At 59.7% G+C, this 12,389-nt stretch carries 10 protein-coding genes and 2 tRNA genes; 2 read left to right on the top strand and 10 right to left on the bottom strand.

The window, feature by feature from the left end; all coding sequences use genetic code 11:
* Positions 1-48: 48 nt before the first annotated feature.
* Positions 49-1,158 carry a M14 family metallopeptidase gene (locus ABTV29_RS04465; RefSeq protein ID WP_433769006.1) on the top strand — a complete coding sequence of 370 codons (1,110 nt, stop codon included), beginning with the start codon at positions 49-51 and terminating at the stop codon, positions 1,156-1,158.
* Positions 1,159-1,355: 197 nt separating this feature from the next.
* On the opposite strand, the gene ABTV29_RS04470 is transcribed toward ABTV29_RS04465, so the two are convergent.
* Both ABTV29_RS04470 and ABTV29_RS04475 read right to left on the bottom strand, forming a co-directional pair.
* Positions 1,356-1,432, bottom strand: a tRNA-Met gene (locus ABTV29_RS04470).
* A gap of 116 nt (positions 1,433-1,548) precedes the next feature.
* Complete coding sequence (locus ABTV29_RS04475) at positions 1,549-3,606, bottom strand: methyl-accepting chemotaxis protein (protein WP_433769007.1); 2,058 nt, start codon at positions 3,604-3,606, stop codon at positions 1,549-1,551.
* A gap of 331 nt (positions 3,607-3,937) precedes the next feature.
* Here ABTV29_RS04475 and ABTV29_RS04480 point away from each other — a divergent pair, with 331 nt between their 5' ends.
* Positions 3,938-5,155 carry an MFS transporter gene (locus ABTV29_RS04480; protein WP_433769008.1) on the top strand — a complete coding sequence of 406 codons (1,218 nt, stop codon included), beginning with the start codon at positions 3,938-3,940 and terminating at the stop codon, positions 5,153-5,155.
* A 178-nt stretch (positions 5,156-5,333) separates the two neighbouring features.
* Here the strand turns inward: ABTV29_RS04480 and ychF are convergent, their stop codons facing one another.
* The 8 genes from ychF to ABTV29_RS04520 all read right to left on the bottom strand — a co-directional run bounded on the left by ychF (position 5,334) and on the right by ABTV29_RS04520 (position 12,247).
* Positions 5,334-6,434 (bottom strand): redox-regulated ATPase YchF, encoded by a 1,101-nt coding sequence (gene ychF, locus ABTV29_RS04485; protein WP_433769009.1) that lies wholly within the window; start codon positions 6,432-6,434, stop codon positions 5,334-5,336.
* 22 nt (positions 6,435-6,456) lie between these two features.
* Entirely contained in the window at positions 6,457-7,041 is a 585-nt protein-coding gene (gene pth / locus ABTV29_RS04490) for an aminoacyl-tRNA hydrolase (RefSeq protein WP_020799735.1), read from the bottom strand.
* A gap of 169 nt (positions 7,042-7,210) precedes the next feature.
* On the bottom strand, positions 7,211-7,807 hold the full coding sequence (locus ABTV29_RS04495) for a 50S ribosomal protein L25/general stress protein Ctc (RefSeq protein ID WP_433769010.1): 597 nt from the start codon (positions 7,805-7,807) through the stop codon (positions 7,211-7,213).
* Between the two features lie 140 nt (positions 7,808-7,947).
* On the bottom strand, positions 7,948-8,889 hold the full coding sequence (locus tag ABTV29_RS04500; protein WP_003171603.1) for a ribose-phosphate pyrophosphokinase: 942 nt from the start codon (positions 8,887-8,889) through the stop codon (positions 7,948-7,950).
* A 47-nt stretch (positions 8,890-8,936) separates the two neighbouring features.
* A tRNA-Gln gene (locus ABTV29_RS04505) sits at positions 8,937-9,011 on the bottom strand.
* Between the two features lie 36 nt (positions 9,012-9,047).
* Positions 9,048-9,899 carry a 4-(cytidine 5'-diphospho)-2-C-methyl-D-erythritol kinase gene (gene ispE / locus ABTV29_RS04510; protein WP_433769011.1) on the bottom strand — a complete coding sequence of 284 codons (852 nt, stop codon included), beginning with the start codon at positions 9,897-9,899 and terminating at the stop codon, positions 9,048-9,050.
* 1 nt (position 9,900) lies between these two features.
* Positions 9,901-10,518, bottom strand: a complete 618-nt coding sequence (gene lolB / locus ABTV29_RS04515; protein WP_433769012.1) for a lipoprotein insertase outer membrane protein LolB — start codon at positions 10,516-10,518, stop codon at positions 9,901-9,903.
* A gap of 4 nt (positions 10,519-10,522) precedes the next feature.
* Entirely contained in the window at positions 10,523-12,247 is a 1,725-nt protein-coding gene (locus ABTV29_RS04520; protein WP_433769013.1) for a tetratricopeptide repeat protein, read from the bottom strand.
* Positions 12,248-12,389 lie beyond the last annotated feature (142 nt).

Here is a 12,389-nt window from a genome sequence, read left to right on the forward strand (position 1 = left end):
GTAGGGTCATTGCCTATGGCCAGACAGAAAAATCAACAAGAGGCAGACATGCAGACCGAGTTCCCGACCCAACCAAGCTACCGTTCCCAGCGCGAACAATTCCTCGCCGTGGCCAGTGCCGCCGGAGCTACGTTGACGGAGTACCCACACCCGCTCAAAGGGCCGTTCGGCGAGCCACTGAGTACGGATGTGGCGGTGCTCGGCGATCCCAATGCCAAACGCCTGCTCGTGGCCCTCAGCGGCACGCACGGCGTCGAGGGTTACTATGGCTCGGGATGTCAGATCAAATGGCTGCAGGACCTGGGCAGGCGCTCCCTGCCGGCCGATGTCGCGGTTGTGATGATCCATGGGATCAATCCGTGGGGCATGGCGTGGTTGCGTCGGGTCAACGAAGACAACATCGACCTGAACCGCAATCACCTGGATTTCGACGGGCCATTGCCGGACAACCGGGCCTACGACTCCTTGCACGGCATCTATGGGTGCCCGCAGTTGCAGGGGCCCGAGCGTGATCACGCCGATGCGCTGCTGGATGAGCAGATCCGCCAACACGGCTGGTCGGCGGTCATGTCGATTGTCGAAGGCGGGCAGCATGGGCATCCCGACGGCCTGTTCTACGGCGGGGTGGCGCCGAGCTGGTCCAATCGCACGCTGCACCAGATCATGCAAAAGCACTTGGGCCATGCCGAGGTTGCGATGTGTTTCGACCTGCACACCGGCGCCGGTGAGTATGGTCATCCGATGCTGCTGACCATCACCGAGTCCGCCTATCCGGCGCTGGCGGATGCACAGGCGATTTACGGCCCGTGGCTCTACACCTTGCACACCGGTGCCGGCGAGGTCAGCGAAACCGGCGTGGCGGCGACCGCCACCGGGTACACCTCGCAGGCGCTGATCAACGCGCTGCCTCAGGTGCGACTGATGCCGTTCGTCATCGAGTGCGGGACTTATCCGGGGCCGGACGTTCATCGATATCTGCGCGATGACCACTGGCTGCATCTGCATGGCAATCCGAGCGATACCACAGGGCGCGACATCAAACTCAATCTGCTCGAGCAGTTCTATCCAGCCGACAGTGATTGGCAGGCCATGGTCTGGCTGCGCACCTGGCAGATATGGGAGAGGGCGTTGTCGGCGCTGCCGACTATTCGCATCTAAAAGGTGTTTTTTCTGTAGGAGCGAGCTTGCTCGCGATGGTCGTCAACGATTACGCGTGCTTGCTGGCTAAACGCGGTGAGCCTGAGTTCATCGCGAGCAAGCTCGCTCCTACAGAGAGCAAAAGATCTCAGGTGGAGCGGCCATTTTCTCGAGGCATAAAAAAACGGCCTACCTTGCGGTAAGCCGTTTTTAGTACTTGGTGGCTACACAGGGACTTGAACCCCGGACCCCAGCATTATGAATGCTATGCTCTAACCAACTGAGCTATGTAGCCAAGTGGCGCGCATTATTCACCGGTAATGCAGATGCGTCAAGCGTAATTCGAAAATATTTCTCTACACTTTCAACCGCTTATCCTCCAGAGCCGCAAAAACGGCTCGGGGGAGGGCATCACTTGAGCTGGAACCTGCCGGTATTGGCACTCAGCGCCTTGCTGCCCTGGCTCAAGGTATCCGCGGCAAGGTTTACCGCCCGTGCGCCTTCAAGCAGGCGAACCGCCGCCTGATCGACTTGCTGGATGTTGCCGCTGACTTCGTCGGCGGTGCTTGCCTGTTCGTCGACGGCGGTGGCGATTTGCGCCAGGGTATCGGTTACACCCTGCACGGCGCTGGCAATTTCGCCCAGGCGTTCACCCAGGCCAGTGACGGCCTGGGCATCGGATTGTGCCTGGCCACAGGCGGCTTCCATCAGGCTGACGGCCTCGTTCACCGTGCTGCGCAAACTGTCGACCGTCCCGGCAATCTGGGCGGTGGAGGTCTGGGTGCGCTGCGACAGGCTGCGCACCTCGTCGGCCACCACCGCAAAACCACGTCCCTGTTCCCCTGCACGAGCCGCCTCGATGGCGGCATTGAGTGCCAGCAGGTTGGTCTGCTCGGCGACGCCGCGAATGGTGTCGACCACCAGCTGAATCTGTTGCCCCTGTTCACTGACCCGTCCCAGGGCGGCTGCCGTGTCATTCAGGCGCTGATTGAGCTGCTGGATACTGGCTGTCGTGCGCTGGCTGTCACGGCTGCTGTCGGCGGCAATGCGTCGGGTGTGCTGGGCGCTGCCAGAGGCGCGCTCACAGCTCGCGGCGACCCCTTGGGAGGTGGCGGCCAGTTGCGTCGCGGCTGCGGCGATCTGGCTGATCTGCAGTTGCTGGGCTTCGACTTCGCCAAGGGCGTCGCTGGAATGATGATTGAGGGTTTGTACCGCGTGGCTCAGTTGCGAGGTTTCGTGATCGACACCCAGCAGGCTACTGCGCAGTTGCACGACCGCGACATTCAGGGCGGTGCTGATGGCTGCCAGCTCATCGCGTCCCTGCACCGGTGCCTGCAGGCTCAGGTTGCCATCGCGCAGGGCCTGGGCGAGCAGGGTGATGCCGCTGGCACTGCGGCGGATCGACGCCTGCAAGCAGATGAACAGGTACAGGGCGGCCAGCAGCAGGACGCCAAAGATGCCCGCCACGACGATGAACTGACGAATCGCCGTGCCATGGTAGTAATCCAGGCGTTGATCCAGTGACACCAATGATTGCTGGCGCAGTGTCGCCAGATCCGAGAGCAGGGCGTCCATGCTGTGCTCGAAGTTTTCCGGCTTGAGGTTGATGCTGCCGCCGAACACGCCATCATCGAGGACTTTCAGCCCGGCATCGAGGCGCTTGAGGCTTTCCTGGTACTGCCCGGCCCAGGCTTGCAGGGCGTTGGGCAGCCGCGCTTCTAGCAGGCTGGCGGTTTTCACCAATTGTTCGCGGGCGTCACCGATACGGCTGCGCAAGTCGCGAAGTTGCAGGCGGCTCTGCAGGGTGAATTGCCCCGACACCACCGACGCCTGGCCAACGGCTGCCAGGCGGCCGACCCGCTCGATCAGGTCCGGGGCGTGCTGTGTGGAGATCTGCGTCAGCAAATAGGTTTCCAGCCACGGCGCGAGGGTCAGGCGATTGTCCATGGCGATCTGTTCGCGCAGCGCCTGCAGGGCACTCAGGGCGCTGGTGAAGCGGTCATAGCCGTCCGGCCACCAGCCGACGCTGCCCAGGCTCTTGGAGTCCAGGCCCTCAAGGGCTTTCTGCAGCGCTTGATAGCGGACCAGGGTTTCACCCTCGGCGCCTTCGTGTTGCAGCGAGTTGCTCAGATCAGACGTGGCCTGGGCGACGGCAGGTTGAACGGCGTCGAACGCGGCCATGGCGGAGAGGGTTGCCGGCGTCGGCTGACGGTTGGTTTCCGTCGCTCGCCAGCGCGCTGCGCGATCGCGTTGGGCGGCCAACAGGTTATCCAGTGCATCGAGGGCAAGCAGTTGACGAACCCCGGCACGTTCGCCGGAGATCAGATTCAATTTGTCGCGATAGTCCTGGCCGATCATCCACAAGCTGCCGGCCAGCGGCAGGATAAACAGCAGAAACAACAGCTGGAATTTACGTGCGAACCCGAAACGCCCCAGCAGTCCGATCCCCGGTGATAAAAAAGCCTGCATGCCCCATGACTCCCCTGGACACCACGCACCATTGGCGTGCGTCGGGAGACTTTCGCCCCCGACCCGTGCCCTTTAAAAGGCCTCGAAAGTTCACCCTCGCCAGCTCTGTAGGCCGACTCTGTGGCGAAACTTCCCATTCTCGGCCCCCTTTGTAAGGGGGCCGCGTTGAAGCGGATAGCAAGGCAAGATTCAGACCATGGCTATGGGCTATCAGCGTTCCCGCGATGAAAAAACGAAGTCGTTAGCAGGCTAAGGGGATGGCGCTGTTGCGGCGAAAAGTGGCACATTGGCGCACCTGCCTGTGCGCACCCTCTGTTGTCCGGAATTCCTCATGGCTATCAGCAATGCCCCATCCGCCGCTACGACGGCGCCCGCCAGTTCACAAAGCAGTCCTCTGGTCATGCGGATCATCGGCGCGGTGGCGCTGGCGCACTTGATCAACGACTTGATTCAATCGGTACTGCCGTCGATCTATCCCATGCTCAAGGCCAGTTACGGCCTGACGTTTACCCAGGTCGGCCTGATCACGCTGACCTTTCAGTTGACCGCCTCGCTGCTGCAACCCTGGGTGGGTTATCACACCGACCGCCATCCCAAGCCGTGGCTGCTACCGGCCGGTACGGTCTGCACATTGATCGGCATTCTGATGATGTCGGTGGTGGGCAGCTTCCCGTTGATTCTGCTGGCGGCGGGGCTGATCGGTATCGGCTCCTCGACCTTTCACCCGGAAGCGTCCCGTGTCGCGCGACTGGCTTCGGGCGGGCGCTTCGGGTTGGCGCAATCGACCTTCCAGGTCGGCGGTAACGCAGGCTCGGCCTTCGGTCCATTGCTGGCGGCGGCGATCATCATTCCCTACGGCCAGGGACATGTGGCCTGGTTCGGGCTGTTTGCTGTTTTCGCATTGTTCGTGCTTTACCGGATCAGTCGCTGGTACGCCAATCACCTGAACCTGTTCAAGCTCAAAAAAGGCCAGGCGGCGACTCACGGCCTGTCCAGGGGGCGAGTGATCGGCGCACTGGTGGTGCTGGGACTGCTGGTGTTTTCCAAGTACTTCTACATGGCCAGTTTCACCAGCTACTTCACCTTCTACCTGATCGAAAAATTCGACCTGTCGGTGGCCAGTTCACAGCTGCACCTGTTCCTGTTTCTTGGTGCGGTAGCGGCGGGGACCTTCTTTGGCGGGCCGATCGGCGACAAGATAGGGCGCAAGGCGGTGATCTGGTTCTCGATCCTCGGCGTGGCGCCCTTTACCCTGGTCTTGCCGCATGTCGACCTGTTCTGGACCAGCATACTCAGCGTGGTCATCGGCTTCATCCTGGCTTCGGCGTTCTCGGCCATCGTGGTGTATGCCCAGGAACTGGTGCCGGGCAATGTCGGGATGATTGCCGGAGTGTTCTTCGGATTGATGTTCGGCTTTGGTGGGATCGGGGCTGCGCTGCTCGGGCACCTGGCGGATATCCACGGGATCGAGTACGTGTACTTCCTGTGCTCGTTTTTGCCGTTGCTGGGTGTGCTGGCGGTCTTTTTGCCGCGTACCAAAAAGGCGTGATCACATAGATCCACTGTAGGAGCGAGCCTGCTCGCGATGGTGTATCAGACAAGTAAGTGCTGACTGACACACCATCGCGAGCAGGCTCGCTCCTACAGTAGATGGATGGTGCTGCAGATCAAATTTCAGGCACAAAAAAGCCGCGTATCAAACGCGGCTTTTTCTTGGGCGGTGTGTCTTACACGTTGAAACGGAAGTGCATCACGTCGCCGTCTTTAACGATGTAGTCCTTGCCTTCCAGGCGCCATTTACCGGCTTCCTTGGTACCGGCTTCACCCTTGTACTGGATGAAGTCGTTGTAGGCGATCACTTCGGCACGGATGAAGCCTTTTTCGAAGTCGGTGTGGATCACGCCAGCGGCTTGTGGTGCGGTGGCACCGACGCGGACGGTCCAGGCGCGGACTTCTTCGACGCCGGCGGTGAAGTAGGTCTGCAGGTGCAGCATTTCGTAGCCGGCGCGGATCACGCGGTTCAGGCCAGGCTCTTCGAGGCCCAGGGCTTCGAGGAACATGTCTTTTTCTTCGCCGTCTTCAAGTTCGGCGATTTCCGCTTCGATCTTGTTGCAAACCGGAACAACCACGGCGCCTTCTTCTTCGGCGATGGCCTTGACCACGTCCAGGTGCGGGTTGTTCTCGAAACCGTCTTCAGCGACGTTGGCGATGTACATGACCGGTTTGGTGGTCAGCAGGTGGAAGCCCTTGATCACCGCTTTCTCGTCGGTGCCCATGTTCTTCATCAGGCTGCGCGCCGGCTTGCCTTCGGTGAAGTGAGCAATCAGTTGCTCCAGCAGGCCTTTCTGGACCACTGCGTCCTTGTCACCGCCCTTGGCGTTGCGCGCGACTTTCTGCAGTTGCTTCTCGCAGCTGTCGAGGTCGGCGAAGATCAGTTCCAGGTCGATGATTTCGATGTCGCGTTTCGGGTCGACGCTGTTGGAGACGTGAATCACGTTCTCGTCTTCGAAGCAGCGGACCACGTGAGCGATGGCGTCGGTTTCGCGGATGTTGGCCAGGAATTTGTTGCCCAGGCCTTCACCTTTCGATGCACCGGCAACCAGGCCGGCGATGTCGACGAACTCCATGGTGGTCGGCAGGATGCGCTTTGGATTGACGATGGCTGCCAGGGCATCCAGGCGCGAATCCGGCATCGGCACGATACCGCTGTTGGGCTCGATGGTGCAGAAGGGGAAGTTTTCGGCCGCGATACCGGATTTGGTCAGGGCGTTGAACAGGGTGGACTTGCCGACGTTAGGCAGGCCGACGATGCCGCAATTGAATCCCATGGTGTTTCCCCTCGGGTAAGAGTCAGGCCTTCTGGCTGTGCAGGTTTTTCATCGCGCGGTTCCATTCACCGGCGAGGATATCCGGCAGCACGCCGAGGGCAAAGTCGATGCTGGCATCGAGTTTTTCCTGTTCGGCGCGTGGCGCACGACCCAGGACGAAGTTTGAAACCATACTGGCAACGCCCGGGTGGCCAATGCCAAGCCGCAGGCGGTGAAAGGTATTCTGATTGCCCAGTTGCGCAATGATGTCGCGCAACCCGTTGTGACCGCCATGGCCGCCGCCCACTTTGAGTTTGGCAACGCCCGGAGGCAGGTCGAGTTCGTCATGCGCCACCAGGATTTCTTCAGGCTTGATGCGGAAGAATCCGGCGAGTGCCGCTACGGCCTGGCCGCTGCGGTTCATGTAGGTGGTGGGAATCAACAGACGAACATCCTGACCCTGGTGCGAAAAGCGCCCGGTCAGGCCGAAATACTTGCGATCGGCCACAAGATTCACGCCTTGTGCGTTCGCGATGCGCTCAACAAAAAGGGCCCCTGCGTTATGCCGGGTCTGTTCGTATTCGGCGCCTGGATTTCCCAGGCCAACGATCAGTTTGATGGCAGTCACGATAGGGGCCCTTCCTTGAAGTGGTGGATAACATCGCCGCAAGCAGTGCGTGCGGCGAAAGTGGACGAAAAATGCTCATTTACCATGAATGTAAACTCCGCGTTCCCGCCCGCTTTCTCGCTACGTACCAGTCCGCGATGTTTCCGTCACTCCGGCGTACAGAGTGAAATTACTCTGCAGCGCCTTCTGCAGCTTCTGGAGCAACACGTGGAGCGTGGACGTTGGCAACTGCCTTGTCATCGCCGTGTGCCAGAGCAACGAACTCAACGCCTTTAGGTGCTTTGAGGTCGGACAGGTGAATGATCGAACCGACTTCGGCGTTAGCCAGGTCGACTTCGATGAACTCAGGCAGGTCCTTGGCTTCGCAGGAAACTTCGATTTCTGCAACAACGTGCGAGATCTCGCCGCCTTTCTTGATCGGAGCTTCTTCGTTGATGAAGTGAACCGGTACTTTAGCGGTCAGTTTCTGGCCAGCAACAACGCGCACGAAGTCAGCGTGCATGATGAATTGCTTGGCTGGGTGACGCTGCATCGCTTTAACGATGACGTTCTGCTTGGTGCCGTCGACGTTCAGCTCGATAACGTGGCTGAAAGCTGCTTCGTTTTCGAACAGCTTGGCGATTTCCTTGGCCAGGATGGTCACGGATTCAGCAGGCTTGTTGCCACCGTATACAACGGCAGGGATGTTCAGAGCGTGACGCAGGCGGCGGCTCGCACCTTTCCCCAGGTCAGTACGCGCTTGAGCGTTCAGAGTAAAGTCAGTCATTTTGTATCTCCAAAATAGCCATCACCGATAGGCGTTTGCGACCAGCGCCAGACACGGTATGGGCAAAAAAGCCCCGCCCCGGCAGGAATGCCGGGGCGGGGCGCTTTTCGTCAACGGGATGTTCGAGAAGGGCAGGGCCCTTAGCGGAACATCGCGCTGATCGATTCTTCATTGCTGATGCGGCGGACCGCCTCGGCAACTACCGGTGCGATATCCAGTTGACGGATACGCGCACAGGCTTGTGCTGCAGCGGACAGCGGGATGGTGTTGGTCACCACCAGCTCGTCCAGCACGGAATTTTCAATGTTTTCGATCGCCCGACCCGACAGCACAGGGTGCGTGCAGTAGGCGAAAACCTTGGCAGCGCCATGCTCTTTCAAGGCCTTGGCCGCGTGGCACAGGGTGCCGGCGGTATCGACCATGTCATCGACCAGGATGCAGGTACGCCCTTCGACATCACCGATGATATGCATCACTTCAGAGTGATTGGCTTTCTCACGGCGTTTGTCGATGATCCCGAGATCCACGCCCAGGGATTTGGCAACGGCACGTGCACGCACGACGCCGCCAATGTCCGGGGACACGATCATCAGGTTTTCGAAGCGCTGATCTTCAATGTCATCCACCAGAACCGGGGAGCCGTAGATGTTATCTACCGGAATATCGAAGAAGCCCTGAATCTGGTCAGCATGCAGATCAACCGTGAGAACACGGTCGATGCCGACTACGGTAAGCATGTCAGCAACGACTTTCGCGCTGATAGCCACACGTGCGGAACGCGGACGGCGATCCTGACGGGCATAACCAAAGTAAGGAATAACAGCAGTAATACGAGTAGCCGAGGAGCGGCGGAAGGCATCAGCCATCACTACCAGTTCCATCAGGTTATCGTTGGTCGGAGCGCAAGTCGGCTGAATAATGAAGACGTCTTTACCGCGAACGTTTTCATTGATCTCGGCAGTAATTTCGCCGTCGGAGAATTTACCGACAGAGATGTCACCGAGAGGGATATGCAGCTGACGTACGACACGCCGAGCCAGATCGGGGTTAGCGTTCCCCGTAAAGACCATCATCTTGGACACGCGCAGTACCTGAAGGCTGAGGGTATACCTGGATGAGTATAGGAAAATGGCAGGGGCGGCTGGATTCGAACCAACGCATGGCAGGATCAAAACCTGCTGCCTTACCGCTTGGCGACGCCCCTGTATCTGTTGCAACGAGTACCCTGTACTCGGTTCCTTTAGAGCAGACTCTGTAACTTGCGATGCAACATCGAAATGTTGCTTCCTTTTGCTACAAAACCTGTAAGGGTCTCTGTAAGAAGGGCCGAGACTTTATCAGCTTCAGCTTTGCTTGGGAAGCCCCCAAACACACAACTTCCAGTTCCGGTGAGTTTTGCTTCGGTAAAATTACCTAGCAAATTCAAGGCGTTACGCACTTCTGGATAACGTCTTGCTACCACCGGCAAGCAGTCGTTACGACTGTTTCCCTCGGGAACGGGGCGCACTTTAATGGGCGCCGAGTTACGTGTCAACAACGGATCGGAAAAAATTTCTGCTGTGCTTACAGAGACTTGCGGCACCAGCACGACGTACCAGGGTTCCTCGGGTTCAACGGGGGTAAGTTTCTCCCCCACGCCTTCGGCAAAAGCCGCATGGCCACGTACGAAAACCGGAACGTCGGCCCCCAGTGTCAGGCCCAGCGCGGCCAACCGGTCCTCATCCCAGCCCAGTTGCCAGAGATGATTGAGGCCCAGCAAAGTGGTCGCGGCGTTCGAGCTTCCGCCACCGATCCCGCCGCCCATGGGCAGGATTTTTTCGATCCAGATATCAATGCCGAGGGTGCAGCCCGATTGCTCCTGAAGTTTTCTCGCCGCCTTCACGATCAGATTGCTGTCGTGAGGAACTCCGTCGAACTCGGTGTGAAGTTGAATCACCCCGTCTTCGCGCAGGGCGAAGGTGATTTCGTCGCCGTAATCGAGAAACTGAAACAGCGTCTGCAGTTCGTGGTAACCGTCTTCGCGGCGACCAAGAATGTGCAGCATCAAATTGAGTTTGGCCGGGGAAGGCAGGGTCAGGCGAGCGTTCGACATGTCAGCTCCCAAGCTTGCGCGGCTGCCAGGTCTTGATCACCAGCGTGACATCAAGGTCAGTGCCGTGCAGCTTGATCCGCTCGGGCAGCCAGTAGCCGTTTTGCTCGGTGTAGGCGGTGTATTCAACCTGCCAGCCATCCTGTTCGAGACTGGCCAGGCGGCTGTCGCCGTCCAGGGTCAGGCGGCTTTTGCTGTCCGGCGCTGGAAGCCCGCGGACCCACCAGGCCAGATTGGAAACCGGCAGCTTCCAGCCCAGCTGCTCTTCGAGCAATGCATCCGGAGTCGGCGCTTCATAGCGTCCCTGGTTGGCGACTTCCAGCGACACTTTGCCCGGCCGTCCGGTCAGGCGGGCGGCGCCGCGACCCAAAGGCCCGGAGAGGCGGATGTCGTAGTAATCCTGGCGCTGCAACCAGAACAGCGTGCCGCTGCCCGAGTCTTTCGGCGCACGAATGCCGATCTTGCCGTCGATCTGCCAGCCGTCGAGGTTGGTCAGTTGCGTTTTGTGCTCGCGCCATTGCGCAGGATTGCCGTGCCCCTCGACTGATTCGCGGGCACCGAAACCCGCGCAACCGGCGAGCAGGGCGATGAAGCTGAATGCGATGATGTGACGCAAAAACATAATCTTAAAGAGTCTCTGAACCGGTCAGGCGCTTGATGGTGCTGCGCAGGATAGGGCTGTCGGGTTGTGCCTTGAGGAACTTGTCCCAGATTTGTCGGGCTTCGCGCTGTTTGCCGCTGGCCCACAGGACTTCGCCCAAGTGAGCGGCGACTTCCTGGTCGGGGAAGCGTTCCAGGGCCTGGCGCAGCAGGCGTTCCGCTTCGTCTAGATTGCCCAGGCGGAAATTCACCCAGCCGAGGCTGTCGAGTACCGCCGGATCTTCCGGATTGATCTGGTGCGCCTGCTCGATCAAGGCCTTGGCTTCGGCGTAACGGGTCGTACGATCGGACAGGGTGTAACCGAGGGCGTTCAGCGCCATCGCGTTGTCCGGATCGCGCTTGATGATCAGGCGCAGGTCTTTTTCCATCTGCGCCAGGTCATTGCGTTTTTCCGCTTGCATGGCCCGGGTGTATAGCAGGTTCGGATCATCCGGGTATTGCTGCAGCCCCTTTTGCAGGACTTGCCAGGCCTTGTCGCCCTGTTTGTTGGCGGCCAGGGTTTCGGCTTCGATCAGATACAGCTGGATCGCGTAGTCCGGTTGCTCATCGCGCTGGGCCGCAAGCTTGCGCTGGGCTTCGGCAGTCTTGCCGTTGTTCATCAGGATATCGGCCTGGCGCAGCTGCGCCGGCAGGTAGTCGTTGCCCGGACCGACCTGTCCGTACTCAATCAGCGCGCCCTGTGGATCGTTGCGCTCTTCGGCGATCCGCCCCAGGTTCAGGTGTGCCGAATCGACGTGGCTTTCGCGGGCGATCAAGTCCTCGAGGTAGCCCTTGGCCTCATCCCAGGCCTTGGCTTCCAGGCAGACCAGCGCCAGGGAATAACGCAGCTCGTCGTCTTCCGGGTACTGCTGGACGAGGCTGGAGAACTCGGCCTTGGCGTCATCCATGCGGTCCTGTTCAACCAGCATGCGGGCGTAGGTCAGGCGCAGGCGCTTGTCGTCCGGGTACTTCTTGATGCTTTTTTGCAGCAGCGGCAGGGCTTCATCACTGCGACCAAGGGATTGCAGCAGGCGTGCACGCAGCAAAATCGGCGCTATTTCGCCGTCATCCGGGGGATTGTTTTCCAGAAGGGTCAGCGCAGCGCGGGTGTCACCGTCCTGTTGCAGCAGCAAGGCCTTGCCGAAGATCAGCTGGCCGTTGTTCGGGTGGCGTTGCAGCAAACGGTCGAAGCTCTTCATCAGACCGTTACGGGTGTCCTGGTCGGTGTCGGCCGCGGACAGGGCAAGGAAATCGAAATGGGTGTCGCCCTTGCCTTGCAGGACTTTCTCCATGTAGACCATGGAGTCGTCATAGCGCCCGGCCCGTGCCAGTTGCACTGCGGCGGCACGTTGAGCCTCAAGGTCATCCGGGGCGTTTTTGGCCCAGATCAGTGCGGTGTCCAGGGCAGGCTGGTCGGCGCCCAGGTATTCGGCGATGCGAAATGCCCGTTCGGAAACGCCCGGATCCTGTGTGTTGATCGCCTGGGTCACGTAGTTGTCCAGGGCAATGTCAAAGCGATTGCGCTGGCCCGCCAGTTCGGCGCTCAGCAGGCTGTAGATCGTATCCTGGCTGAACGAGCTGTAAACCTTGGGCTTTTCAGGTGCCGGGGTGCTGTCTTCGGTCGGTGAGGTGCCGTCCGGCGACACCGGGGCCAGGGCCTGGCAGCCGGTGAGGAAGACAAAAGCGAGGAGCAACGCGGAAGATCTATTCATATAGGAAGAGGACGACTAACCTGCGGTCGGATCATCATGACACAAGCCTTCGGTCAAACATAACCGGCCCGGCAATTTACCGGATTCACGGACTGGGACAGCAGCGCCATGCCCCTGCAAACGAGAACGGCTCGCAATCGCC

This window comes from Pseudomonas putida (assembly GCF_050989985.1).
Classification (GTDB): domain Bacteria; phylum Pseudomonadota; class Gammaproteobacteria; order Pseudomonadales; family Pseudomonadaceae; genus Aquipseudomonas; species Aquipseudomonas putida_AI.

Coding starts and splice junctions, on each gene's coding strand:
- ABTV29_RS04465 (WP_433769006.1), top strand. CDS start 49: ATGCAGACCGAGTTCCCGACCCAACCAAGCTACCGTTCCCAGCGCGAA.
- ABTV29_RS04475 (WP_433769007.1), bottom strand. CDS start 3,606: ATGCAGGCTTTTTTATCACCGGGGATCGGACTGCTGGGGCGTTTCGGG.
- ABTV29_RS04480 (WP_433769008.1), top strand. CDS start 3,938: ATGGCTATCAGCAATGCCCCATCCGCCGCTACGACGGCGCCCGCCAGT.
- ABTV29_RS04495 (WP_433769010.1), bottom strand. CDS start 7,807: ATGACTGACTTTACTCTGAACGCTCAAGCGCGTACTGACCTGGGGAAA.
- lolB (WP_433769012.1), bottom strand. CDS start 10,518: ATGTTTTTGCGTCACATCATCGCATTCAGCTTCATCGCCCTGCTCGCC.
- ABTV29_RS04520 (WP_433769013.1), bottom strand. CDS start 12,247: ATGAATAGATCTTCCGCGTTGCTCCTCGCTTTTGTCTTCCTCACCGGC.
- ispE (WP_433769011.1), bottom strand. CDS start 9,899: ATGTCGAACGCTCGCCTGACCCTGCCTTCCCCGGCCAAACTCAATTTG.
- ychF (WP_433769009.1), bottom strand. CDS start 6,434: ATGGGATTCAATTGCGGCATCGTCGGCCTGCCTAACGTCGGCAAGTCC.